Consider the following 23,933-nt stretch of genomic DNA (forward strand, 5'->3'; position numbering starts at 1 on the left):
GGTACGACAGGCACCGCCGAATAACGGGTCGGGGCGTGGGCGCGTCGAGGTCGTCCCCAGGGTCCGGTCGTCCCCAGGTCGACGCTGACCGCGGCCCTTCGCCCTCGTCCGGACCCACTGTGCGGGCATGCCTCCTTCGTACGACGCCGTGCCGTCGCGGCCGCTGCTGGTCACCGGCTCCGAGCCGCTCCTCGACGCCGTGCTGCGGCTGTGCGCCGGCGCCGGGGTGGAGCCGGTCGTGTGCCCCGAGCTCGGTGCGGCGCGTGCGCACTGGACCGGCGCGTCGGTCGTGGTGCTCGGCGCGGACGTGCTCCTGGCCGACGTGGCACCGGCTCTCGAGCGGCGGGGCGACGTCCTGGTCGTGGCCGGTGCCGACCCGCCGCCGTCCACGTGGAGCACCGCCCTCGCGGTCGGTGCGGAGCAGGTGCTCGTGCTGCCTCGCGACGACGACGCGCTGGCCGAGGTCCTCGCCGACCGGGCGGACGGTCGAGCGCACGACGCGCCGGTGCTGGCCTTCGTCGGAGGGTGCGGTGGTGCGGGTGCGTCGTCGTTGGCGGCCGCGGTCGCGTGCTGCGCCGCGGGCGACGCGAGGAGCGGCGGTGGTGACGTGCTCCTCGTCGACGGCGATCCCCTCGGCGGCGGTGTCGACCTGCTGCTCGGGGGCGAGGGTGTGGAGGGGCTTCGATGGGGCGACCTCGCCTCGACGCACGGCAGGCTGAGCGGTGCGGCGCTGCGTCGGTCGCTCCCGCGCTCGGACGGGCTCGCGATGCTCTCGTGGGAGCGGGGGATCACCGACCCCGCTCCTGGAGAGGTGGTCCGGTCGGTGCTGACGGCGGTGCGTCGCGTCCACGACCTGGTCGTCGTCGATCTCCCTCGCCACCTCGACGAGGCCGCGGTGGAGGTCGTGGCACGCGCGGCGGTGCTGGTCGTGGTCGTGCCGGCGGACGTGCGAGGGGTCGGGGCGGCGACCGGCGTCGTACGCCGGGTGTCGGCGTGGTCGACCGACGTCAGGGTGGTCGTGCGCCGGCGTCGGGGCGGACTGCCCGCGGACCTCGTCGCCGAGACCCTCGACCTGCCTCTCCTGGCGACGGTCGGGGAGGACCCGAGGTTCCGGCGTGCGGTGGAGGAGGGCGTGGGGCCGCTCGCCCGCCGCACCGCCGTGCGCGCGGCGGCGCGGTCGGTCTGGTCCACGCTCGCGCCGGAGCTCGCGGCGTGAGGCAGCGTCCAGGCGTCCCGGACCGCGGGCTCGTCGTCGAGGTCCGGGACCGGATCGCGGCTGCGGGGGTGCGTCCGACCCCGGACCGTGTCGCGGAGGCCCTGCGTGCGGGCGGACACGTGCACGGCGACACGACGGTGCTCGCGGTCGTGGACGCCCTCCACCGCGAGACCGTCGGTGCCGGTCCTCTCGAGCCGCTGCTGCGGGCCGAGGGGGTGACCGACGTCCTCGTCAACGGGCCGCGTGCCGTCTACGTCGACCGCGGCCGTGGCCTCGAACGCACCGACGTGGAGTTCGACGACGACGACGCCGTGCGGCGCCTCGCGCAGCGCCTGGCCGCCGCGGCCGGACGCCGGCTGGACGACGCCTCGCCGTTCGTCGACGTGCGGTTGCCGGACGGCACGCGCCTGCACGCGGTGCTCGCCCCGATCGCCCGGCCGGGCACGGCCCTGTCGTTGCGCGTGCCCGCCCGGCGCGCGTTCACCCTTGACGAGCTCGCCGAGCGGGGCGCCTTCACCGCCGAGATCGGCGAGGTGCTCCGCACGGTGGTGCGCGCGCGAGTCGCGTTCCTCGTCACCGGCGGCACCGGGACCGGCAAGACGACCCTGCTGTCGGCGATGCTCTCCGCGTCCGACGGTGCCGAGCGGCAGCTCGTCGTCGAGGACGCGAGCGAGCTCCGGCCGGACCATCCGCACGTGGTCGCGCTCGAGTCGCGACCCGCCAACGTCGAGGGGGCGGGGAGCGTGGTGCTCCGCGACCTCGTACGCCAGGCGCTGCGCATGCGCCCGGACCGCCTCGTCGTCGGTGAGGTGCGGGGTGCGGAGGTGGTGGACCTGCTGGGAGCGCTCAACACCGGTCACGAGGGCGGCTGCGGGACGCTGCACGCCAACGCGGCGCGCGACGTCCCTGCCCGCCTCGAGGCCCTCGCGATGGCCGCGGGCATGCCGAGGGCGGCGCTGCACAGCCAGCTCGCAGCGGCTCTCGACCTCGTCGTCCACGTCGTCCGCGACGCCGACGGTTGTCGTCGTGTCGCCGAGCTCGCGACGTTCCGACCGGCGGACGACGGCACGGTCGCGTGCGTGCCCGCGATCGTCGTGCGCCGCGACGGGGAGGTCGAGGACGGGCCCGGGCGTGGGCGGCTCGAGGAGATCGTGGGGGCGTCGGCGGGTCTCGGGACGGCGACCGCCGGGGGCAGCCTCGGGCCGGCAGCCGCCGAGGGCAGCCTCGGGACGGCGGCCGCCGAGGGCGTGACATGACGTCCGTCGGAGGTGGCGACGTCGTCGCGGCGTGTCTCGCGGCGGCCGCAGCCTGGGCCGGGTGTCCGGGGACCGGCCGCCGGCGCCTCGCCGGGCTCGCCCCCGGGTCGGACGACGACGCCGAGAGGTCGAGGGACGGACTCGCCGGAGCACGACCGGTCCTGGTGGCGGGGGTGACCGTCCTGGTGCTCGCGACGACAGGCGTCACGCCGGTGGTCGTGATGGTCGCGGGGTGCGTCGCGTGGCTCGCGACCGGCCTGCGGGCGCGGTCCCACGCCCGTGCGCTGCGTCGTGCCGTCCGTGCGGAGACGACGGCGGCCTGCGAGGCGCTGGGTGCCGAGCTCGCGGCAGGGTTGCCGGCCGCCGTCGCGATCGATCGCGTCGCCGGCGACCACGCGGTGATGCGGCCGGTGGCGGCCCACGTCCGGCTCGGTGGCGATCCCGTGGCGGCGCTGCGAGCCGCCGCGGCCAGACCGGGTGCTGCCGGGCTCCACGACGTGGCGGCGGCGTGGTCGGTGAGCGCCCGTGCCGGTGGCGGGCTCGTCGCCGTGCTCGACCGGATCGTCGAGGACCTCCGGGCGCGTGACGACCTCGTGCGGGAGGTCGAGGCCACGCTCGGCCCTCCCCGCGCGACGGCGCGGCTCCTCGCCGTCCTGCCGGTCCTGGCCCTCGCCCTCGGTGCGGCGATGGGAGGCAACCCGCTCGCGTTCCTCCTCGGCGGCGGTGCCGGCTCCTGGTGCCTGGTCGCGGGGGTGGCGCTGGCGGCGGCCGGCGTGCTGTGGGTGGAGAGGATCACCGACGGGGTCGCTCGGTGACGGTGGTCGCCGCGCTCCTCGTCGGCGCAGCCGTCCTCCTCGCTGGCGACGGGGCGCGGCTCCGGCGCCTCGGAGCACTGGCAGACGACCGCGAGGAGCAGGTCGGGGCGGGACGGGATCTTCCCGCCTGGGTGACCGGCCCCTGGTCCGCCGGCGCGCTCGCGACCGTCGCGGTCGTCCTCGTGGTCGGCGGGCCGCTCGGGATCCTGGCGGGGCTGGTGGCCGGCGGCTCCGTCGGGTGGTGGGTGCGCAGGCTGGAGCCCGCGGCCGCGCGCCGCCGAAGGGAGGCCGAGGCCGCGGCTCTTCCGCTGGCGCTCGACCTCGTGGTGGCCGCGGTGGAGGCGGGGCGTCCGACCACCCAGGCCGTGCAGCTGGCGGCGGAGGCGGTCGGGGGCCCGCTCGCCGAGCGGCTCGGTGGGGTGGCCGTCCGGCTGGAGATCGGGTCCGATCCCGTGACGGTCTGGCGCGAGCTGACGGCCGATCCCGTGCTCGCACCCCTCGCGCGCGCGTTTGCCCGCGCCTCCCGCAGCGGCACTCCGGTCGCACGCTCGCTGGTCCGCAGCGCCGACGACCTGCGGTCAGCGGCCGCCGCGGACGCGCTCGAGCGCGCACGCTCGGTCGGTGTCCGGACCGCGGCGCCGCTCGGCGCGTGCTTCCTTCCGGCGTTCCTCCTGCTCGGCGTCGTGCCGACGGTCGTGGCGACCTTCACCTCGCTGCACCTCTGACCGCGTCCACAGTTCGCGCCCGTCCCCAGCCCGGTGGCGGTGGCGTTCCCGCAGCCGGTCACGGACCCACCTTGAGGGTGCGGCCGGATCCACCGACCGCGTCCGTGACACCGACCGAAGGAGACCCCATGACATTCCTCAAGACCCTGCGTGCCCGTGCTCAGGAGCAGGGCATGACCACCTCGGAGTACGCCGTCGGCACGGTCGGCGCCTGCACCGTCGGCGGTGCCATCTACAGCATCGCGACGTCCGACTGGTTCAACGACTTCATCAAGGGCGTCTTCGAGAAGGGCATCGAGATCCTGCCGTTCATGTGAGCGGACGGTGGTGGGTCTGCCCGCGGCGTGGCAGACCCACCGCTCAGGACGGAGCGAGAGGAGGGGCGGTGCGGGATCGACGGCGAGAGGCCGGGATGGTCACGGCCGAGACGGCGATGGTGATGCCGTTCCTGGTGGCGCTGGCGTTCGCCCTGGTGTGGGCGACGACGATCGGCGTCACCCAGGTGCGTCTCGTCGACGCCGCGCGCGAGGGCGCTCGGATGGCGGCACGCGGCGACGACCGTCAGGCGGTCCTCGAGGGCGTCCGCGGCATGGCACCCGAGGGTGCGGCCGTCGAGGTGGTCGAAGGTCCGGACGCCACCACGAGGGTGACGGTGACGCACGAGGCCAAGGTCGACCTCCCGATCGTCCGGGCGCTCGCGCTGTCGCTGGAGGCGAGGGCCGTCAGTGCGGTCGAGGACGGTGCGCGATGACGGCCTTCCGGGTGCCGGGCCGGTCGTCCGCCGAGCGCGGCGCCGCGACCGTGTACGCGGCGGTGCTCGCCGTGGTCGCCACCACCGCGTGCACGATCGCCCTTCACGTCGCCGCCGTGGCCCGCCTCCAGCACCACGTCACGGCGGCGGCGGACCTCGCGGCACTTGCGGCGAGCCAGGCGGCGCTCAACGGCGACGACGGCTGTGCGGCGGCGCGTCGGATCGCCACTGCCAACGCGACGTCGCTGCGCGCGTGCGCGCTCGCCGAGGCCGTGGCAACCGTCGTGGTCGAGCGGTCAGGGCGCGTCTGGGGCCGCTCGATCACGGTCCACCGGACTGCGCGAGCAGCGCCCTCCGACTACCGCCCGGCGGCCGAGGAGGGCCCGTGACGCTGCTCCTGCGACGGGGTGTCCGCGTCGGAGGGCTCGTCCGAGTCGACCGCGGTCGTGTCGGGAGACCGTTCGGACGCGGTCTCGCTCGCCGCGCCAGCCGCGGGCTCCGCCGTGCCGGCTGCCGGCTCCGCCGTGCCCGGTGTGGACCCGCTCGCCGCGCCGGGCGAGGTCTCGTGCGGCTCCGACGGGGCCGTCTCGTACGGCTCGGCAGGCGCCTCCGCGTACGGCTCCGCGGGTCGTCGCTCGTACGGGTCCGCCATCGACCCGTCCGCGGGCGCGTCGTACTCGGGGTCGTACGCCCGCTCGCTCTCCGGGCTGTACGCGGGATCGCGCGCAGGGTCCGTCACGACGTCGTCGTCACGGTCTCCCGGCGCGCCGGCCAGCGGCTGCGGCCGGGCCTGCGCCTGCTCCTTCTCGAGCCGGCGGTGCTCCTTGCGGAGCTGCCGGTTCTCCTTGCGCACCCGGTAGCCGCGACGCACTCCCCGTGCGACCAGCGCCAGACCGACGACGGCGACGAGCATCGTCGCGGCGCCGGCCCAGAACGCGCCGATGCCGTCGGTGGCGACGTCCCAGCCGAGGATGTCCAACGTGACGGGGTCGGTCGCCTCCACCGTGACGACGACACCCACCAGGACGGCGAGCGCGAGCAGCAGCACTCCCAGAGCGATCATCGGTCCCCCACCTCCCGATCGTGTCGCCACGATAACCGCAATCGCGCGGGTCGTCCGGGAGCCCGCGCCGTGCCGTCAGCGCGGGTGCGGGGCCCCGACCGGCTGCACGTCCGCGGCGTCGTCGTCCGGCGCTCCCGCGAGGAGCGCGTCGAGGAGCACGACGGCCCCGCGCTTGGAGAGCGGGTTGTTGCCGTTGCCGCACTTCGGCGACTGCACGCACGAAGGGCAGCCGGTGTCGCAGGCGCAGGACGCGATCGCGTCGCGGGTCATCGCGAGCCACCTGCGCGCGACGTCGTACCCGCGCCGGGCGAAGCCCGCCCCGCCGGGGAGACCGTCGTGCACGAAGACGGTCAGCATCCCGGTGTCAGGATGCAGGGCCGTCGAGACCCCGCCGATGTCCCACCGGTCGCAGGTGGCGAGGAGCGGGAGGAGCCCGATGGACGCGTGCTCGGCGGCATGGGCCGCGCCGGGCACCTCGGCAGGGTCGAGGTCGAGCGCCTCGACGACGCGGCCCGGCAGCGTCCACCACACCGCGGTGGTCCGCAGCGTGTGCTCGGGCAGGTCGAGCGGGATCTCGGCGAGCACCTGCGCCGATCCCGATCGGCGCTTCACGTACGAGACGACACGGCTGGTGACGTCGACCTCGCCGAAGGCCACCGTGGCGCGACCCCACGGCACCGCGGCGCGCTCGGCGACGATCGCGATGTCGGTCACCGAGCGCGCGGTCGTGGTGTAGTCGGGACGGTCGGCGCGCACGAGGGCGATCTGGTCGGCGGGGTCGTAGTGCTCGACGACATAGGTCTCGCCTCGGTGCACGTAGACCGCACCCTCGTGGACCGTCGTGTCGGCACGCCCGCCGTCGACCGTGCCGAGCAGACGGCCCGTCGCGTCGTCGACGATCTGGACCGCCGGCCCGCCTACCGAGCGGATGTCGACGAGGTCCGCGGCCCGCTCCCGGCGGGTCCAGAACCATCCCTGCGGACGTCGCCGCAGCCAGCCCGCGGCCGTGAGCGCGTCGACCGCGTCTTCGGCACCCTCCCCGAACAGCGCGAGGTCGGCGACGGTCAGCGGGAGCTCCTGAGCGGCCGCAGCGAGGTGGGGCCCGATGACGTGCGGGTTGGACGGGTCGAAGACGGTGCCCTCGACGGGGGCGCCGAGGAGGGCCTCCGGGTGGTGGACGAGATAGGTGTCGAGCGGGTCGTCGCGTGCCACGAAGACGCCCGCGGCGCGCGACGCGTCGCGGCCGGCACGCCCGAACTGCTGCCGCAGAGCCGCGCGCGTGCCCGGGAAGCCGGTGGTCACCACGGCGTCCAGGCCGGCGACGTCGATCCCGAGCTCGAGGGCGTTGGTGCTCGCCAGGCCCAGCAGCGCACCGCTGCGGAGGTCCTGCTCGATCGCCCGTCGCTCCTCGGGGAGGTAGCCGCCGCGGTACGTCGTGACCCGCTCGGCCAGCTCGGCGTCCGCCTCGGCGAGCATCCGGCGGGCCGACATCGCGACGGACTCCGCGCCGCGTCGAGACCGGACGAACGCGAGGGTGCGCACGCCGGCGGCGACGAGGTCCGTGAGGAGCCCGGCGACCTCGACGGACGCAGGTCGCCGCACCGGGGCGCCGTTCTCGCCGCCGGCGGACTCGATCAGCGGTGGCTCCCACAGTGCGTACGCGACCTCGCCGCGAGGGGCTGCGTCGTCGGTCACGGCGCGCACTGGTGCGCCGGCGAGACGCGAGGCGGAGACCTCGGGATCCGCCACGGTCGCCGACGCGAGCACGAGGACGGGGTCGGCCCCGTAGTGGGCGGCGATCCGACGCAGCCGGCGCAGCACGTGCGAGACGTGCGAGCCGAAGACGCCGCGGTAGTGGTGGCACTCGTCGACCACGACGTACTGGAGCCCGGACAGGAACCGTGCCCACCGCCCGTGCGACGGCAGGACCGTGCGGTGGAGGAGGTCGGGATTGGTCACCACGTAGTTGGCGTGGTCACGCGCCCACATCCGCTCCTCGCGGGTGTTGTCGCCGTCGACGGCGGCGGCACGGACGGCGTCCCAGCCGTGGGTGAGGCGGTGCAGCCCCTGGAGCTGGTCGTGCGCCAGCGCCTTCGTCGGCGCGAGATAGAGCACCGTGGGTCCACGGCCCCGGCGCAGGTCGGCGGCGCGCCCGGCCTCGAGGGCCGTCAGGGCGGGCAGCTGGTACGCCGCCGACTTCCCCGAGGCGGTCCCGGTCGAGACGACGACGTGCTGGCCCGCGTGCGCCAGCTCGGCGGCCTCGGCCTGGTGCGCCCACAGCGTGTCGATCCCCGCGGCGCGGTAGCGGTCGCGCAGGGCGTCGCTCACCCAGGACGGCCACGGCGCGTAGACGGCGTCGCGGGCGTCCTCGCGGGCGAGGTGCAGCAACCGGCCGTCCGAGGCGCCCGGAAGCCGCAGCAGGGTCTCGATCGGATCGGGCACACCACGAGTCTCCCAAGCACGGCAAGAGCCCTCGACGCCGATCCCGGCGCGGCGCCTTCCGAGACACCCGGGTTCCGTCCGTGCACCCGTGGTTGAATGAGGAAGAACCTCGCGTCGATCCTCAGGAGCCAGCCGTCGTGGACCTCTCACTCGAGACCCGAGCGCTCGACGGCTTCCGAGTCGTCGAGGTCGCGGGTGAGATCGACGTCTACACGGCGCCACGGTTACGCGAGGCCCTCGCCGACCTCATCGAGGGTGGTCACCACCGGGTGATCGTGGATGTGGAGCAGGTCGACTTCCTCGACTCCACCGGGCTGGGCGTCCTCGTCGGCGGCCTCAAGCGCGTCCGCGCCCACGACGGCAGCCTCGACGTCGTCTGCACACGCGAGCGTCTCCTCAAGATCTTCGAGATCACCGGCCTGACCAAGGTGTTCGGGATCTACGCGACCGTCGACGACGCGGTCCGCTCGCACCAGGCCTGACGGCGCTCGGGCGCGCCCGAGCGCCCTGACCGCGCCCGGATGCGGTCCCGCGCTCGACCGTCCAGACTTCTGGTCACAAATCGATCTGTGCCCCTCCCAAACGGTTGTGTCGTAGGTCACGTTGCTGGTTGTCTGTTCGGGCACGCCCGAGTCAGCGCATCCGTGCGCCGTGCCGAGGAAGGACCCGTATGACGTACGTTCCCCTGGCAGCATCAGAAGACCTCTCCCTCACCGGGACCAACCTGACCCTCGTGATCGTGGTCGCCGCGATCGCCGTCGTGTCGTTGGTGATGGCTGCCGTGTTCCGCAAGCAGGTACTCGACGCCTCAGAAGGCACCCCGCGGATGCAAGAGATCGGCCGCGCGGTCCAGGAGGGCGCATCGGCCTATCTTGCGAGACAGTTCAAGACGCTCGGTGTGTTCGTCGTCCTGGCGTTCCTCCTCCTCTTCATCCTTCCCGGCGACGCCGACATCCGGGTCGGGCGCTCCATCTTCTTCGTGGTCGGCGCTCTCTTCTCCGCGACGATCGGCTACCTCGGCATGTGGCTCGCGGTCCGCGCCAACGTGCGCGTCGCCGCGGCGGCCCAGACCGAGGGACGCGACCCGGCGATGCGCATCGCCTTCCGCACCGGCGGCTTCGTCGGCATGTCGACCGTCGGCCTCGGTCTGCTCGGTGCCTCCGTCGTCGTGCTCATCTACAAGGGCGAGGCGCCGTCGGTGCTCGAGGGCTTCGGCTTCGGCGCGGCGCTGCTCGCGATGTTCATGCGTGTCGGCGGCGGCATCTTCACCAAGGCGGCCGACGTGGGCGCCGACCTCGTCGGCAAGGTCGAGCAGGGCATCCCCGAGGACGACCCGCGCAACGCCGCGACGATCGCGGACAACGTGGGCGACAACGTCGGCGACTGCGCCGGCATGGCCGCCGACCTCTTCGAGTCGTACGCGGTGACGCTCGTCGCCGCCCTCATCCTCGGCTCGGTCACCTTCGGCGAGCAGGGTCTCGTCTACCCGCTGATCGTCCCGGCGATCGGTGCGCTCACCGCGATCCTCGGCGTCTTCGTCACCCGACCCCGTGAGGGCGAGGGCGGTCTGACGACGATCAACCGTTCGTTCTACCTCTCCGCCGTCGTCTCGGCGGTCGGCTGCACGATCGCGGCGTTCCTCTACCTGCCGTCCAGCTCCGACGACCTCACCGACGCCGGTGGCGGCACCGCGATCGAGGGCTTCTTCGGCCAGCTCGGACTCGTCCAGGGCCCGGGCGACTTCAACCCGCAGGTCGTGGCCGTGGTGGCGGTCCTCATCGGCATCGTGCTCGCCTCGGTGATCCTGGCGCTCACCGGCTACTTCACCGGCACCGACCACCGTCCGGTCAAGGACGTGGCCAAGACGGCGCTGACCGGTCCGGCCACCGTCATCCTGTCCGGCTTCTCGCTCGGTCTGGAGTCCGCCGTCTACACGGCGCTGGTCATCGCAGCGGCCGTCTACGGCGCGTTCCTCCTCGGCGGCGGCGCCGTCCTGGTCTCGCTGTTCGCCGTCGCGCTGGCCGGCTGCGGCCTGCTCACCACGGTCGGCGTCATCGTCGCCATGGACACGTTCGGCCCGGTCAGCGACAACGCGCAGGGCATCGCGGAGATGTCGGGCGACGTCGACGAGAACGGCGCCCGGATCCTCACCGAGCTCGACGCGGTCGGCAACACCACCAAGGCGATCACCAAGGGCATCGCGATCGCGACCGCCGTGCTCGCCGCGACCGCGCTGTTCGGCTCGTTCGCCGACATCGTCACGCGGGAGGCGAGCGGCCTCGACGACGTGTCCGGGGCCGGTGCCAGTGAGCTGCTGGGTCTCCTCGGCGTGCTCAACGTCGCCGAGCCCAACAACCTGGTCGGCCTGATCGTCGGCGCCTCGGTCGTCTTCCTGTTCTCCGGGCTGTCGATCGCCGCCGTGGGGCGCGCGGCCGGCGCCGTCGTGTACGAGGTGCGCCGCCAGTTCCGCGAGATCCCGGGGATCATGGAGGGCACGGGTCGTCCGGAGTACGGCCGAGTGGTCGACATCTGCACCCGTGACTCGCTGCGCGAGCTGGCGACACCCGGCGTGCTCGCGATCTTCGCGCCGATCGCCGTCGGCTTCGGCTTCGGCATCACGGCGCTCGGGTCCTACCTCGCCGGCGCCATCGCCGCGGGCACGCTCATGGCGGTCATGCTCGCCAACTCCGGCGGCTCGTGGGACAACGCCAAGAAGCTCGTGGAGGACGGCAACTACGGCGGCAAGGGCTCGGAGGCGCACGAGGCGACCGTGATCGGCGACACCGTCGGCGACCCGTTCAAGGACACCTCGGGTCCGTCGATCAACCCGCTCCTCAAGGTGATGAACCTCGTCGCGCTCCTCATCGCCCCGGCCATCGTCACCATGTCGTACGGCTCCGACGCCAACGACGCGCTGCGCTACACGATCGCGGCGGTCGCGCTGATCATCATCGTGGCCGCGGTGGTCGTGGCCAAGATGCGCTCCATCGCGATCGCCGACGACTCGGGGTCGGACGACCACGACCTCGGTGGCGGCGGTGACGGCGGCGAGGAGCCGGACGAGCTCCGGCCGTCGGGCGTCGACTACGAGCCGACCAGCGACGAGGACCGCGAGCCGCGTCGTGGCCCGGTGCCCGACGCACCGGAGTGGGACCAGTCCGGCTGGCAGGACCCGCGACCGGTGTAGGAGGGACACCGCTCGCGGACCGGAGGGCCGTACCCGCTGGGTGCGGCCCTCCGGCACGTCCGCCGCGCCCCGCAGGGAGGAGAGAGCGCCCCCTACGCTGGACCGCATGCTCCCCGACTCCGACGTCGCCGCCCTGCGCGATGCCCTGCGTGCCGCCCCGTACACGGTCGAGAGCGTCGCCGAGCTCCTCGGCGCCGACGCCCACCGCGCGCTCATGCGCAACGAGACGACCCCGGCACGCCGCGCGACGACGGACGGGTCGCCGGTGTCCACGCTGACGCGGCTGTTCGCACTGCAGGTCCCGGTCCCGCTCGCCGACGCCGAGCGTGCGCTGCCCGGGCTCGTCGACGCGCTCTCGGTGGCGGGGATCCTCGAGCGCTCCGTAGGAGAGGTGGCCGCCCGCGTCGACCTGCGGGCGTACGGGGACGACGCGCACGACTGGTGGGTCGTCTGCGATCTCACCCCGGGCCTCGACGGCTCGCCCCGCACGGTCGGCCCCGAGCACGTCCTCGGCATCAGCGAGGCCTCCACGTCGCTCGCACAGCTCACGGTGCGCGACCGCGTCGGCAGCGCCCTCGACCTGGGGACCGGGTGCGGGGTCCAGTCGCTCCACCTGGCCACCCACGCCGACCGCGTCGTCGGCACCGACGTGAACCCGCGTGCGCTCACGATGGCCCGGCTGACCGCCGCCCTCAACGCCGACGACCCGAAGGCACCGGCGTACGAGGTCCGGGACGGCAGCCTGTTCGGGCCCGTGCGCGGAGAGCGGTTCGACCTGATCGCGACCAACCCGCCGTTCGTCGTGTCGCCGGCGACCGGCGAGCGGCTGGTCTACCGCGACTCCGGACTGCCGGGCGACGAGGTCGTGCGCCGCATCGTCACGGAGGCCCCGTCGTACCTCAACCCCGGCGGCTGGTGCCAGGTCCTCGCCAACTGGGTCCACGTCGAGGGGCAGCCGTGGGCCGAGCGGATCACCGAGTGGCTGACCGGCACGGGCTGCGACGCGTGGGTGCTGCAGCGTGAGATCGCCGACCTGCCGACGTACGTCGAGATGTGGCTCGCCGACGCAGGGCTGCAGGGTGCGCCCGACTACGTCCAGCGGTACGACACGTGGCTGGGCTGGTTCGAGGAGCAGGGCATCGAGGCGATCGGGTTCGGCTGGCTGAGCCTGCGCAAGGCCGGTCGCGAGGTGCCGGTGCTGCGGCTCGAGGAGTGGCCGTACGAGATCGAGCAGCCGATCGGGCCGCACGTCGCGGCGTGGGGCGCCCGGACCGACGCGTACGCCGACGCGTCCGACGCGGACCTGCTCGCGGCCCACCTGGTCCAGGCTGACGGCCTCGTCCAGGAGACGGTCGGTCCGGCCGGGGCCGCCGATCCCGAGGTCATCATGGTCCGCCTCCAGCGCGGCGTCCGTCGGGCGAAGCAGCTCGACACCGTGGAGGCCGGGCTCGTCGGGGCCTGCGACGGCGATCTGACGGTCGGTCAGATCCTGGACGCCCTCGCGCAGATCCTCGGGCAGGACGCTGCCGAGCTGCGCCGGACGACGCTCCCGGCCGTACGCACGCTGGTGGCCGACGGCTACCTGCGCTGACGCCCGCGACGGGCTGATCGACGGCTGATCGACGTCCCGGACGCGGGAGACACGCGACACGACGACGGCGGGACCCGTACACGGTTGCTTGCGGACACGCGCTACCTTGGCCGCGTCGCGCCTTTGCGACGCACTGCGGCGCGTCCGTGAGGACCCGCCGGCACAGCACAGGACCAGGAGCAGCGAGCACCGTGACCTCTCTCGTCATCGTCGAGTCGCCGAAGAAGATCGCCCAGATCGCCGGCTACCTCGGCAAGGGCTACGTCGTCGAGGCCTCGTACGGCCACATCCGCGACCTGCCCAACGGCGCTGCCGAGGTGCCCGCGAAGTACAAGGGGCAGCCGTGGGCGCGCCTCGGCGTGGACGTCGACGGCGACTTCGAGCCCGTGTACGTGGTGCCGGCCGACAAGAAGGCGCAGATCACCAAGCTCAAGAAGCTCCTCAAGGAGTCCGACGAGCTCATCCTCGCGACCGATGAGGACCGCGAGGGCGAGGCGATCGCGTGGCACCTCGTCGAGGAGCTCAAGCCCAAGGTCCCCGTGCGCCGGATGACCTTCAACGAGATCACGCCGCAGGCGATCCAGGCCGCGATCGAGAACACCCGTGACATCAACGAGGACCTCGTCGACGCGCAGGAGACGCGCCGCATCCTCGACCGCCTGTACGGCTACGAGGTCAGCCCGGTGCTGTGGAAGAAGGTCATGTCGGGCCTCTCGGCCGGGCGCGTGCAGTCCGTCGCGACGCGCATGGTCGTCGAGCGCGAGCGGGAGCGCATCGCGTTCCGCGCCGCCTCGTACTGGGACCTCGACGCCCGCTTCGACGCCGGCGAGGGCAAGGACCCGCGCTCGTTCCCCGCGCGCCTGCTCTCCGTCGACGGCGGTCGCGTGGCGCAGGGCCGCGACTTCAACTCCGACGGCGAGCTCACCGGCACCGACGTCGTCCACCTCGACGAGGCACGCGCCGCGGCGTTGGCCGACGGGCTGCGCGACCGCACGTTCACGGTGCAGTCGGTCGAGTCCAAGCCGTACACGCGCCGGCCGTACGCGCCCTTCCGCACCGTCACCATGCAGCAGGAGGCGGGGCGCAAGCTCGGCTGGGGCGCACAGCGCGCGATGCAGGTGGCGCAGCGCCTGTACGAGGGCGGCTACATCACCTACATGCGTACGGACTCCACGACGCTCTCGACGACGGCGCTGAACGCCGCGCGGGCCCAGGTGCGCGAGCTGTACGGCCCCGACTACCTGCCTGAGGCGCCGCGCACGTACGCGTCGAAGGTCAAGAACGCCCAGGAGGCGCACGAAGCGATCCGCCCCGCCGGCGAGACCTTCCGGACGCCGGCGGAGACGGGCCTGAGCGGCGACGAGTTCCGCCTGTACGAGCTGATCTGGATGCGGACGATGGCGTCGCAGATGAAGGACGCCAAGGGCAACACCGTGACCGTCCGCATCGGGGCGACCGCCGCCTCGGGCGAGGAGTGCGTGTTCACCTCCTCGGGGCGCACGATCACGTTCTACGGGTTCCTCAAGGCGTACGTCGAGGGGGCTGACGACCCCGAGGCCGACTCCGACGACAAGCAGACCCGGCTCCCGGACGTCGCCGAGGGCGACGCCGTCACCGTCGAGTCGCTGGACGCGGCGGGGCACACCACGAAGCCGCCGGCCCGCTACACCGAGCAGACCCTGATCGGCGAGCTGGAGAAGCGCGAGATCGGTCGGCCGTCGACCTACGCATCGATCATCCAGACGATCCTCAACCGCGGCTACGTCTACAAGAAGGGCACCGCTCTGGTGCCGTCGTGGGTCGCGTTCTCCGCGACGCGGCTGCTCGAGCGGCACTTCGGACGCCTGGTCGACTACGCGTTCACGGCGACGATGGAGGACGTCCTCGACGAGGTCGCGGCCGGGCGCGAGCAGCGTCCGACGGTTCTGCACGGGTTCTACTACGGCGACCACGCCGACGACACCGGTCTCAAGCGCCTGGTCGACGGGCTCGGCGACATCGACGCCCGCGAGCTGGCGACCTTCGAGCTGGGCGACGGGATCGCGCTGCGCGTCGGCCGCTACGGCCCCTACCTCGAGGGACCCGACAGCGACGGCGTGATGCAGCGCGCGAACGTGCCCGACGACCTCCCGCCGGACGAGCTCACGCTCGACAAGGCCAAGGAGCTGCTCGCCAACCCCGCAGGGCAGGACCGCGAGCTCGGCACCGACCCGACCACGGGGCGTGTCGTCGTCGCGAAGAACGGCCGCTTCGGGCCGTACGTCACCGAGGTGCTGCCCGAAGGCACGCCCAAGAAGGAGAAGCCGCGCACCGGCTCGCTCTTCAAGTCGATGGACCTCGACACCGTGACGATCGAGGACGCGATGAAGCTCCTCTCGCTCCCGCGCGTGGTCGGCACCGACCCGGAGAGCGGCGACGAGATCACCGCGCAGAACGGTCGCTACGGTCCATACCTCAAGAAGGGCACGGACTCGCGCTCGCTGGAGACCGAGGACCAGATCTTCGCGATCACGCTGCCGGAGGCCCTGGCGATCTACGCGCAGCCCAAGCAGCGCGGCCGTCGCGCGGCGGCGGCTCCGCTCAAGGAGCTCGGCGAGGACCCGGAGTCCAAGAAGCCGGTGGTCGTGAAGGACGGGCGCTTCGGGCCGTACGTCACCGACGGCGAGGTCAACGCGACGCTGCGCAAGGGCGACGAGGTCGACACGATCACGCTGCAGCGTGCCGCCGAGCTGCTCGCGGAGAAGCGCGCCAAGGGACCGGTGAAGAAGACGACCCGCAAGGCGCCGGCGAAGAAGTCCGCCGCCAAGAAGGCGACGACGAAGAAGACGGCCGCCAAGAAGGCGACGACGAAGAAGACGGCCGCGAAGTCGACGGCCAAGAAGGCCTGAGCATGCGGCGTACGACGTGCGCGCTGCTGGTCGCCGGGGTGCTCGTCCTCGCCGGGTGCGGCGGCGAGGCGCCCGAGAAGGCTGCGGGCTCCCCGGACCCGACCGTCTCGGCCACGACGCCTCCGCTGGCGGGAGGCGAGCGGCAGCGGTTGGAGTACGCGAGCCCCGAGGCGCTCGCGAAGCACACCCCGGTCGTGGTGCTCGGCACCGTCGCATCCTGGGAGGACGGGCCGACCGTGGTGCTCGCCGAGCGCGGCGGAGGTGAGGACCGCCTTCCGTACGCGGTGATGGTCGTCGACGTCGACCAGGTCGTGAAGGACGAGGGCGGGCTTGTGACGGGCGACCAGATCGCGGTCCCGGTCCGTGTCGCGGGGGACGAGCCCGACGCCCGGGAGCTCGCGCCGGCCGGCTCGAACGTCGCGTTCCTCGGCGGAGCGGACACGAGCTTCGGGGTCTTCGGCGACGCGGAGGTGGAGATCGAGCCGGGCGGCCCGGTGGACCTCGACAGCGTGCTCTGGGGCGAGAGCCAAGGGGTGCTCCTGGAGACGCCGACCGGTGCCGTGGTCAACGCCGACCCGTTCGGGCGCGCGGACCTCTGGCCGGAGATCGGCGCGCTGCCGGACGAGGAGCAGTTCGGGATGCTGGCGCAGCGCCTGATGGCGCTGGGCTGACGCTAGCCGAGGGCCGCGAGCACCTCGGCGGCGGCCCGCTCCCCGGACGCGATCGCGCCGTCGACGTAGCCGCACCAGCGCTCGGCGGTCTCGGTCCCGGCCCAGTGGACGCGTCCGACCGGAGTACGCAGCGCGCGCCCGACCTGGGTCCACGCGCCCGGCGGCAGGTGCGCGCCGTAGCACCCGCGCGTCCACTCCTCGGCCGTCCAGTCCTTCGCGAGGTAGCCGACGGGGTCCATCGCCTTCGGGCCGAGGTGGGCCGCGAGACCGCGCAGCACCGCAGTGCGCGCCTTGTCGGGATCCATCGCCCCGAGACGCACCGCGTCCTCGCCCTCGACGAGCACGGTGAGCACGCCGTACCCGCCCTCGGGCGGACTCGTGTCGAACACGACCTTCGCGGGGCCTTGGTCGGACGCGATCTCGCCGGACAGGGCCTCGTCGTGCCAGAAGGGTCGCCGGTAGACGGCATGGCACTTGACCACGCTGCCGTGCGGCATGCGCTGGGACAGCAGCGTCCGGTCCTGGGGGAGCGCGGGCAGGTACTCGATGCTCGACGCCAGCGCCGGCGGGACCGTGACCACGACGTGCTGGGCCGTGGTCGCCCCCGACTCGCTGTGGACGGAGACGCCGTCCTCGTCGTGCAGGATCGTCGTCACCGGCTCCTGCAGCCGGACCCAGGGGCCGAGCCCCTCGGCCAGGCGCTCCGCCACCTGCTGCATCCCGCCGACGACGCGCGCGTCCTGGGCGCCGCCGCCGGTCGTGAGCAGGTGCAGGAGGCCGCCCCCGGAGCGGGCGTAGAAGAGCACGTGGAGCAGCGACACGTTCTGCGGCTCGGTCGCCAGCACGGCCTCGCAGGCGAGGCGGAAGTAGTCGCGTCCCTTGCTCGTCAGGCAGGTGCGGCGGATCCAGCTCTCGAACGTCTGCGCGTCGTAGCGGTCCGCGGCCTCCCCGCGCCAGGGCGCCGCGACGTCGACCTTCTCGGCCGCCGCCGAGAAGCGCAGCATCGCCTGGCCCACGTCGGCGGTCGTCACCGGGTCGAGGGCGCGGGCTTCGCCGGTGTAGCGGCGCGACCTGCCGCGCAGCGAGACGAGGGCGTCGCCGGGCCCCTCCTGCGGCGTCGTCTTCAGCCCGAAGCGCGCGAGCTCGGCCAGCAGCAGCGTCTGGTCGGGCGCCACCCACGCTGCGCCGGAGTCGACGAGCAGACCGTCGAGGGTGCCGGGAGCCTCGGTGCCGTCGCCTCGGGCCGGCACGGCCTCCGTGACGGTCCGTCCGCCGACGCGGTCACGCGCCTCGAGGACCACCACGCTCCGTCCGGCCGCGCGGACGCGGTCTGCCGTCACCAGACCGGACACCCCGGCCCCGACCACGATCACATCGACGTTCGCCACGCGTCGATCCTATGCAGGCCGGGCCCCGGCGGGCACGTCGTCAGACGTCGCGGTCGCGCGGCTGTACGAGACCCGTCTCGTAGGCGAACACGACCAGCTGGGCGCGGTCGCGCACGCCCGTCTTGCTCATCGCCCGGCTCACGTGCGTCTTGGCGGTCGTGGGACTCACCACGAGCTCCTGGGCGATCTCGTCGTTGCTCAGCCCGCGCCCGACCAGCGCGACGACCTCGCGCTCACGGTTGGTGAGCTCGCCGACCGTGTCGGTCGCCACCACGTCGGCGGGGCGGGCCACGAACTCGCTGATCAGCTTGCGGGTCACGCCCGGCGACAGCAGCGCGTCGCCGTCGGCGACCACGCGCAGCGCCTGGACCAGCTCGGCCGGCTCGGTGTCCTTCACGAGGAACCCGCTCGCGCCGGCGCGCAGCGCGTTGAAGACGTACTCGTCGAGGCCGTAGTTGGTCAGCACGACGACCCGCACGTCCTCGAGCCGCGGGTCGGCGACGATCTGCCGGGTCGCCTCGATTCCGTCCAGGACCGGCATCTGGACGTCCATGAGGACGAGGTCGGGCTGCGCCTCGGCGGCGACCGCGACCGCCTCGGCGCCGTCGCCCGCCTCGCCGACCACGGTGACGTCCTCCTCGGCGTCGAGCAGTGCCCGCAGGCCGGTCCGGATCAACGGCTGGTCGTCGACGAGCAGCACACGGATCACGCGCGGACGTCCTTCGTCGCGGTGCGCGGGAGGTGCGCGACGACCGAGAAGCCACCGTCTTCGCGCCGACCTGCGGTCAGGTGCCCACCCAGTGCCGCCGCCCGCTCGCGCATCCCGACCAGCCCGAGCCCTGGACGCGTCGACGGCGCCGACGTGACCGCAGCCCCGTCGTCGTCGACGCTCACGGTCACTCCCTCGGAGGCGTAGTCGACGCGTACCCGCGTCGCCACCTGTCCCGCGTGGCGAGCGACGTTCGTCAGCGCCTCCTGCACGATCCGGTACGCCGCCGCGTCGACCTCGGCGGGGACGCTCCCGCGGTCGCCGGTCACGGTCAGCGTCGGCTGGAGACCGGCACCGGTGGTCCGGGCGACGAGCCCGGGCAGGTCCTGCAGCCCGTGGCCGTTCACCTGGTCGTCGCGACGCAGCACGCTCAGCGTCTCCCGCAGCTCGCGCGACGCCTCGCCGGCTGCCTCCTGGATCGCAGCCAGCGCGTCGGGGACCGGATCACCCCGCTTGCGGGCGAGGTGCGCGGCGACGCCCGCCTGCATGGTGACGACGGAGATCGAGTGCGTCAGCGAGTCGTGGAGCTCGCGCGCGATCCGCAGCCGCTCCTCGGCGGCGCGTCGGCGCAGGACCTCGTCGCGGACGCGCTCCGCCTCGTCGAGCCGCTCCTGCATCTCGGCGAGCCGGCCCTTCCACTCGTGCACGGCGACGGCGCCGACGACGGCCGAGACCGCCCAGCCGGCCATGTAGAGACGTCTCCATCCGCGATCTGTGCGCACTCCGGCACTGTAGGCGACCGCGGCGCACCGCCACATCCTCCGCAGGGCGGACCGGAGACGTCATCCCCAGGGAGTACGCGGCGCCGGCCCGCACCGCGTACGCCGTCGGAGGAAGTGCCGCCCCGCGGACGACGACGCGACCAGGGTCTGCGGACGAGCCTGGAACCTCCCACGAACGAGGAGGTCATGACATGTCCGACGACCCAGCCGGACCCGCCGTCGAGACGGTGGCGCTGGCGAAGTCCTTCGGCCCGACGCGCGCCGTCGACGGCCTGGACCTCACCGTCCCGCGCGGCGGCGTCTACGGGCTGCTCGGCCCGAACGGTGCAGGCAAGACGACGACGGTCCGGCTGCTCGCGACGCTGCTGAGGCCCGACGCGGGGACGGCGCGCGTGCTCGGTCACGACGTCGCGTCGGACCCGGCGGCCGTCCGCCGCGAGATCGCGTTGACCGGTCAGTTCGCGTCGGTCGACGCCGACCTCACGGGCGCCGAGAACCTGGTCCTGCAGTGCCGCCTGCTCGGCCGCTCGCGCCGCGAGGCCGTCGCGCGCGCCGAGGAGCTGCTGGCGGCGTTCGGGCTGGAGGACGCGGCGGGACGTCTGGTCCGGACCTACTCCGGCGGGATGCAACGCCGCCTCGACGTCGCCGCGAGCCTCGTCCGGACGCCGCGCCTGCTCTTCCTCGACGAGCCGACCACCGGCCTCGACCCGCGGAGCCGTCGTCAGGTGTGGGACGTGGTGCGCGAGCTCGTGGCGCGGGGGACGACCGTGGTGCTGACCACGCAGTACCTCGACGAGGCCGACCAGCTCGCGGACCGCATCGCCGTCGTCGCACGAGGACGGCTGGTCGCGGCGGGCACGGCGGACGCGCTGAAGCGTTCGGTCGGCGGTGACGTGCTCGAGGTCCGGCTGCCCGACGCGGCCCAGGCCCGGCGTGCCGCGGAGGCGCTCGCATTCGTCGTCGACGGCCGTGAGCCCCCACCGGTCTCGGCGGGCGACGACGGGTCCGCGGTGCTCTCGGTGCCCCTGACCGTCCCGGTCCGGACGGTCCTCGACGCCGTCGACGACGCCGGTGTCGCGCTGGCCGGGTTCGACGTGCGGCGGCCCACGCTCGACGAGGTCTTCCTCGCCCTGACCGCCGAGGAGGTGCTCGCATGACCGCCACGGTCCCCGCGACGCCGACCTCCGTGCTGGCGAGCCCCCTCGACCAGGCCGCACCCGCGAGCGCGTCGAGCGCGGTCCGGGCCTTCGCCTGGCGCTCCCTGCTCAAGCTCCGTCACACGCCCGAGCAGGCTGCCGACGCGATCCTGATCCCGTTCCTCTTCACCGTGCTGTTCACCTATCTCTTCGGTGGCGCGCTCGCGGGCTCCCCTCAGTCGTACGTCCAGTACCTCCTGCCGGGCACGCTCGTGATGGCGATCCTGCTGATGACGGTGTACGGCGGGCTCGCGCTCAACACCGACGTCAGCACCGGCGTCGTCGACCGCTTCCGCTCCCTGCCGGTCTGGCAGGCCGCGCACGTCGTCGGGACCCTCCTCGGCGACGTCGGCCGCTACCTGGTGGCCGCCGCCCTCGTCGTGGTGCTCGGGCTGCTCCTCGGGTGGCGGCCCGAGGGCGGAAGCGTCGGGGTGGTCGCCGGGGTCGTGCTCGCGCTCGTCTTCGCGTACGCGCTGTCCTGGCTCTGGGCGACGATCGGCCTTCTCGCCCGGTCGCCGCAGGCGGTCTCGATGCTGAGCTTCCTCATCCAGTTCCCGCTGACCTTCGCGAGCAACGCGTTCGTCGATCCCGACACCATGCCCGACTGGCTCGCGGCCTGGGTCGACGCCAACCCGGTCAGCCTCCTCATCACGGCCGAGCGCGAGCTGTTCGCCGGCACGGCGGACCTCGGCGACATCGCCTGGGTCCTCGTGTCGTCCGCCGCGGTCGTCGCCGTCTTCGCCCCACTCACGTTCCACCTCTACCGAAGGAGAACAGCATGACCTCGTACGGCACACCCGACACCGTGGTGCACGCCCGCACCTCCGCCGACGTGGCGGGAGCGATCCACCACGCTCGCGACACCGGCGCTCCCTTGACCGTCCGGAGCGGCGGCCACTCCATCGCCGGCCACAGCACGGCAGGCGGAGGCCTGCTGCTCGACCTGCGCGGCCTGCACAGCATGGCCGTCGTCGACCGGTCGCGGGGACTGGTCCGCATCGGCACGGGCGCCACCTGGGGGATGGTCGCCCAGCGTCTGGCGCCGTACGGACTGGCGATCACGGCCGGCGACACCGCGAGCGTCGGCGTCGGCGGGCTGACCCTCGGGGGCGGGATCGGCTGGATGGTCCGTCGGTACGGGCTCGCCATCGACTCCGTCGTCGCCGCTGAGATCGTCACAGCGGACGGGCGCGTCCGCACCGTCGACGCCGGTCACGACCCGGACCTGTTCTGGGCGCTGCGCGGTGGTGGCGGCAACGTCGGTGTCGTCACCAGGCTCGACTTCGTCGCCGCGCGGGTCAGCGACGTCGTGACGGGGACGATCGCGTACGACGCGGCCGACCCCGGCGCGGTCCTGCGTGGGTGGCGTGACCACCTGCGGACGAGCGACGACCGGTTGACCACGGTCGTGGCCCTCGTGCCGGAGACGCCGATGGGCCCCGCTCAGACCGTGGTCCGCTGGTGCTTCTCCGAACCGGACCGCGGCGCTGCCGACCAGGCCACCGCAGGGCTCCGGACGCTGGCGCGCGTCGTCGCCGACGACACGGCGGTCGTCCCCTACGCCGACGTCCTCGAGGAGCACGAGATGCCCCCGGGGATGCAGGTCGCCATGCGCAACACCCTGGTCCCGACGCTGTCCGACGCCTGCCTCGACGCCGCGCTCGCGCTCCGTTCCGGGGCACCCACGGTCGTCTCGCTGCGTGGCCTGGGCGGGGCCGTCGACTGGGTCGCACCCGAGGCCACCGCGTTCGCGCACCGCGACGCGGAGGCGATGGTGATCGCGGCGCGGATGGCACCGCCCGGTGCCCCGACGCCGTCCCTGGACGGACCGGCCGACGAATGGGACGCCGTGGCGCGGCACGGGACGGGCTCCTACGTCGGGTTCCTCGACGAGTCGACGCCCGACGCGGTCGCACGCGTGTACCCGCCGGCGACGTACGCGCGGCTGGCCGAGGTGAAGCGGGCGTACGACCCCGACAACCTGTTCCGCCGCAACCACAACGTGGTGCCGGACCGGGAGGTCGCCCCTACGCTGTAGCGCGTGGCGAGCATCCCGAGCCTGCGGCTGTCCGCGCTGAGCGCGCGCGACCCCGGTGAGCAGCACCGTGCGGCGACCCCGCTGGAGCTGCTCACCGACCTGTGCTTCGTGGTCGCGGTGGCCCAGGCGGCGACGCAGCTGCACCACGCCACGACCGAGGGCGACCTGAGCCAGGGCCTGCTCCGCTACGCGATGGTGTTCTTCGCGATCTGGTGGACGTGGCTCAACTTCGCGTGGTTCGCGTCGGCGTACGACGACGACGGCGTCGCGTACCGGCTGCTCACGATCCTGCAGATCCTCGGGTCGCTCGTGCTCGCCGCGGGCATCCCGCGGATGTACGACGGCGACTTCGTGCTCATCGTCGTCGGCTACGTCATCATGCGGATCGGCTTGGTGATCCAGTGGTTGCGCGCGGCGGCGGGCGATCCCGAGCACCGACGGACCTGCCTGCGGTACGCGGTCGGCATCACGGTCGTCCAGCTGCTGTGGGTCGTCTACCTCGTGACCCCGCGCGAGGTCGCCGTGCCGGAGTTCGCGCTGCTGGTCGTCTGCGAGCTGGCCGTGCCGGTGTGGGCGGAGCGGCCGAACCAGACCCGCTGGCACGCCCACCACATCGCCGAGCGCTACGGGCTGTTCTTCATCATCGTGCTCGGCGAGACGATCCTGTCGGTCACGCTGGCGATCCAGCAGTCGGTCGACGAGCACGACGTGCAGCGGGGCCTCGTGTACGTCGTCGTCGGCGGCATCCTCATCGTGTTCTCGGTGTGGTGGCTGTACTTCGCCCGCGACTCCGCGGACTCGCTGGAGCGCGCGCGAGGGACGGGAGCGGAGTACGTCTGGGGGTTCGGCCACTACGCGGTGTTCGCGTCGGCGGCGGCGATCGGGGCCGCTCTCGCGGCGCGGGTCGACTACTGGGAGCGCGAGCTGGTGCACGGTCACGTCGTCGAGTCCCGCCCGAGCGCCACGCTGCTGTGCGTCGCCGTGGCCGTCCTGCTCGCGGCGTTCTGGGTCGTCAAGGTGCGCCCGGAGGACCGTTCCGTCGCCGCCGCGGTGCGCTGGGGCGTCGCCGTCGTCGCCGTCCTGCTCCTCGTCCCGACATCCGCACCGGAGATCGGGGTCGGTCTCGTGTGCGTCGTCCTGCTGGTCACCGACCTGTACGCCACGTCACCTCGGGGTCGGCTCAGGGCTGCGCCGGAGCCGGAGTGACGGTCCGGG

Annotated in this window: 21 protein-coding genes; 16 read left to right on the forward strand and 5 right to left on the reverse strand. The window is 73.5% G+C overall.

Annotated elements, in window-relative coordinates; translation table 11 throughout:
• Positions 1–127 precede the first annotated feature (127 nt).
• The 7 genes from ssd to ACQSSQ_RS00315 all read left to right on the forward strand — a co-directional run bounded on the left by ssd (position 128) and on the right by ACQSSQ_RS00315 (position 5,152).
• Positions 128–1,216, forward strand: coding sequence for a septum site-determining protein Ssd (ssd, locus tag ACQSSQ_RS00285; RefSeq protein ID WP_431325026.1), 1,089 nt, complete (start codon positions 128–130; stop codon positions 1,214–1,216).
• Complete coding sequence (locus ACQSSQ_RS00290) at positions 1,213–2,472, forward strand: TadA family conjugal transfer-associated ATPase (RefSeq protein ID WP_431325027.1); 1,260 nt, start codon at positions 1,213–1,215, stop codon at positions 2,470–2,472. The genes ssd and ACQSSQ_RS00290 overlap by 4 nt, the downstream gene beginning before the upstream one ends.
• Positions 2,469–3,287, forward strand: coding sequence for a type II secretion system F family protein (locus ACQSSQ_RS00295; RefSeq protein WP_431325028.1), 819 nt, complete (start codon positions 2,469–2,471; stop codon positions 3,285–3,287). The genes ACQSSQ_RS00290 and ACQSSQ_RS00295 overlap by 4 nt, the downstream gene beginning before the upstream one ends.
• Positions 3,284–4,012: a type II secretion system F family protein gene (locus ACQSSQ_RS00300; RefSeq protein ID WP_431325029.1), complete on the forward strand. Its 729-nt coding sequence runs from the start codon at positions 3,284–3,286 to the stop codon at positions 4,010–4,012. Before ACQSSQ_RS00295 ends, ACQSSQ_RS00300 begins: the two co-directional genes overlap by 4 nt.
• A 128-nt stretch (positions 4,013–4,140) precedes the next feature.
• Positions 4,141–4,329, forward strand: a complete 189-nt coding sequence (locus tag ACQSSQ_RS00305) for a DUF4244 domain-containing protein (protein ID WP_431325030.1) — start codon at positions 4,141–4,143, stop codon at positions 4,327–4,329.
• A 68-nt stretch (positions 4,330–4,397) separates the two neighbouring features.
• Positions 4,398–4,763, forward strand: a complete 366-nt coding sequence (locus ACQSSQ_RS00310) for a TadE family type IV pilus minor pilin (RefSeq protein ID WP_431325031.1) — start codon at positions 4,398–4,400, stop codon at positions 4,761–4,763.
• Complete coding sequence (locus tag ACQSSQ_RS00315) at positions 4,760–5,152, forward strand: Rv3654c family TadE-like protein (protein ID WP_431325032.1); 393 nt, start codon at positions 4,760–4,762, stop codon at positions 5,150–5,152. Before ACQSSQ_RS00310 ends, ACQSSQ_RS00315 begins: the two co-directional genes overlap by 4 nt.
• Here the strand turns inward: ACQSSQ_RS00315 and ACQSSQ_RS00320 are convergent.
• Positions 5,122–5,826: a hypothetical protein gene (locus ACQSSQ_RS00320; RefSeq protein ID WP_431325033.1), complete on the reverse strand. Its 705-nt coding sequence runs from the start codon at positions 5,824–5,826 to the stop codon at positions 5,122–5,124. The genes ACQSSQ_RS00315 and ACQSSQ_RS00320 overlap by 31 nt on opposite strands.
• Before the next feature lie 75 nt (positions 5,827–5,901).
• On the reverse strand, positions 5,902–8,268 hold the full coding sequence (locus ACQSSQ_RS00325) for a DEAD/DEAH box helicase (RefSeq protein ID WP_431325034.1): 2,367 nt from the start codon (positions 8,266–8,268) through the stop codon (positions 5,902–5,904).
• A gap of 137 nt (positions 8,269–8,405) precedes the next feature.
• On the opposite strand from ACQSSQ_RS00325, the gene ACQSSQ_RS00330 reads away from it, so the two are divergent.
• From ACQSSQ_RS00330 to ACQSSQ_RS00350, 5 genes are all read left to right on the forward strand, one after another.
• Complete coding sequence (locus ACQSSQ_RS00330) at positions 8,406–8,750, forward strand: STAS domain-containing protein (protein ID WP_431325035.1); 345 nt, start codon at positions 8,406–8,408, stop codon at positions 8,748–8,750.
• Between the two features lie 188 nt (positions 8,751–8,938).
• The gene (locus ACQSSQ_RS00335) at positions 8,939–11,455 is read left to right on the forward strand and encodes a sodium-translocating pyrophosphatase (RefSeq protein ID WP_431325036.1); all 2,517 of its coding nucleotides are present in this window, start codon (positions 8,939–8,941) and stop codon (positions 11,453–11,455) included.
• Positions 11,456–11,561: 106 nt separating this feature from the next.
• Positions 11,562–13,046 (forward strand): DUF7059 domain-containing protein, encoded by a 1,485-nt coding sequence (locus ACQSSQ_RS00340; protein ID WP_431325037.1) that lies wholly within the window; start codon positions 11,562–11,564, stop codon positions 13,044–13,046.
• Between the two features lie 191 nt (positions 13,047–13,237).
• Positions 13,238–15,934: a type I DNA topoisomerase gene (topA, locus tag ACQSSQ_RS00345; RefSeq protein WP_431325038.1), complete on the forward strand. Its 2,697-nt coding sequence runs from the start codon at positions 13,238–13,240 to the stop codon at positions 15,932–15,934.
• 2 nt (positions 15,935–15,936) lie between these two features.
• Complete coding sequence (locus tag ACQSSQ_RS00350) at positions 15,937–16,605, forward strand: hypothetical protein (RefSeq protein WP_431325039.1); 669 nt, start codon at positions 15,937–15,939, stop codon at positions 16,603–16,605.
• A 2-nt stretch (positions 16,606–16,607) separates the two neighbouring features.
• On the opposite strand, the gene ACQSSQ_RS00355 is transcribed toward ACQSSQ_RS00350, so the two are convergent.
• Genes ACQSSQ_RS00355 through ACQSSQ_RS00365 form a run of 3 tightly spaced genes read right to left on the reverse strand, consistent with a single transcriptional unit; the run spans position 16,608 to position 19,484 of the window.
• Complete coding sequence (locus ACQSSQ_RS00355; RefSeq protein ID WP_431325040.1) at positions 16,608–17,993, reverse strand: flavin monoamine oxidase family protein; 1,386 nt, start codon at positions 17,991–17,993, stop codon at positions 16,608–16,610.
• Positions 17,994–18,033: 40 nt separating this feature from the next.
• The gene (locus tag ACQSSQ_RS00360; RefSeq protein WP_431325041.1) at positions 18,034–18,702 is read right to left on the reverse strand and encodes a response regulator; all 669 of its coding nucleotides are present in this window, start codon (positions 18,700–18,702) and stop codon (positions 18,034–18,036) included.
• Positions 18,699–19,484, reverse strand: a complete 786-nt coding sequence (locus ACQSSQ_RS00365; RefSeq protein ID WP_431325042.1) for a sensor histidine kinase — start codon at positions 19,482–19,484, stop codon at positions 18,699–18,701. The genes ACQSSQ_RS00360 and ACQSSQ_RS00365 overlap by 4 nt, the downstream gene beginning before the upstream one ends.
• 191 nt (positions 19,485–19,675) lie before the next feature.
• Here ACQSSQ_RS00365 and ACQSSQ_RS00370 point away from each other — a divergent pair, with 191 nt between their 5' ends.
• Genes ACQSSQ_RS00370 through ACQSSQ_RS00385 form a run of 4 tightly spaced genes read left to right on the forward strand, consistent with a single transcriptional unit; the run spans position 19,676 to position 23,924 of the window.
• Entirely contained in the window at positions 19,676–20,641 is a 966-nt protein-coding gene (locus ACQSSQ_RS00370; RefSeq protein WP_431325043.1) for an ATP-binding cassette domain-containing protein, read from the forward strand.
• Complete coding sequence (locus ACQSSQ_RS00375; protein ID WP_431325044.1) at positions 20,638–21,462, forward strand: ABC transporter permease; 825 nt, start codon at positions 20,638–20,640, stop codon at positions 21,460–21,462. Before ACQSSQ_RS00370 ends, ACQSSQ_RS00375 begins: the two co-directional genes overlap by 4 nt.
• Positions 21,459–22,718 (forward strand): FAD-binding oxidoreductase, encoded by a 1,260-nt coding sequence (locus ACQSSQ_RS00380; protein ID WP_431325045.1) that lies wholly within the window; start codon positions 21,459–21,461, stop codon positions 22,716–22,718. Before ACQSSQ_RS00375 ends, ACQSSQ_RS00380 begins: the two co-directional genes overlap by 4 nt.
• A 3-nt stretch (positions 22,719–22,721) precedes the next feature.
• The gene (locus ACQSSQ_RS00385) at positions 22,722–23,924 is read left to right on the forward strand and encodes a low temperature requirement protein A (protein ID WP_431325046.1); all 1,203 of its coding nucleotides are present in this window, start codon (positions 22,722–22,724) and stop codon (positions 23,922–23,924) included.
• Positions 23,925–23,933 lie beyond the last annotated feature (9 nt).

It is taken from the genome of Mumia spirodelae (genome assembly GCF_050632745.1).
Taxonomy (GTDB): Bacteria; Actinomycetota; Actinomycetes; order Propionibacteriales; family Nocardioidaceae; genus Mumia.

Bases quoted from the DNA above. Each gene is read 5' to 3' on its own strand.
- ssd (WP_431325026.1), top strand. From the start codon at position 128: ATGCCTCCTTCGTACGACGCCGTGCCGTCGCGGCCGCTGCTGGTCACC.
- ACQSSQ_RS00370 (WP_431325043.1), top strand. From the start codon at position 19,676: ATGTCCGACGACCCAGCCGGACCCGCCGTCGAGACGGTGGCGCTGGCG.
- ACQSSQ_RS00380 (WP_431325045.1), top strand. From the start codon at position 21,459: ATGACCTCGTACGGCACACCCGACACCGTGGTGCACGCCCGCACCTCC.
- ACQSSQ_RS00305 (WP_431325030.1), top strand. From the start codon at position 4,141: ATGACATTCCTCAAGACCCTGCGTGCCCGTGCTCAGGAGCAGGGCATG.
- ACQSSQ_RS00375 (WP_431325044.1), top strand. From the start codon at position 20,638: ATGACCGCCACGGTCCCCGCGACGCCGACCTCCGTGCTGGCGAGCCCC.
- ACQSSQ_RS00340 (WP_431325037.1), top strand. From the start codon at position 11,562: ATGCTCCCCGACTCCGACGTCGCCGCCCTGCGCGATGCCCTGCGTGCC.
- ACQSSQ_RS00295 (WP_431325028.1), top strand. From the start codon at position 2,469: ATGACGTCCGTCGGAGGTGGCGACGTCGTCGCGGCGTGTCTCGCGGCG.
- ACQSSQ_RS00335 (WP_431325036.1), top strand. From the start codon at position 8,939: ATGACGTACGTTCCCCTGGCAGCATCAGAAGACCTCTCCCTCACCGGG.
- ACQSSQ_RS00315 (WP_431325032.1), top strand. From the start codon at position 4,760: ATGACGGCCTTCCGGGTGCCGGGCCGGTCGTCCGCCGAGCGCGGCGCC.
- ACQSSQ_RS00320 (WP_431325033.1), bottom strand. From the start codon at position 5,826: ATGATCGCTCTGGGAGTGCTGCTGCTCGCGCTCGCCGTCCTGGTGGGT.
- ACQSSQ_RS00350 (WP_431325039.1), top strand. From the start codon at position 15,937: ATGCGGCGTACGACGTGCGCGCTGCTGGTCGCCGGGGTGCTCGTCCTC.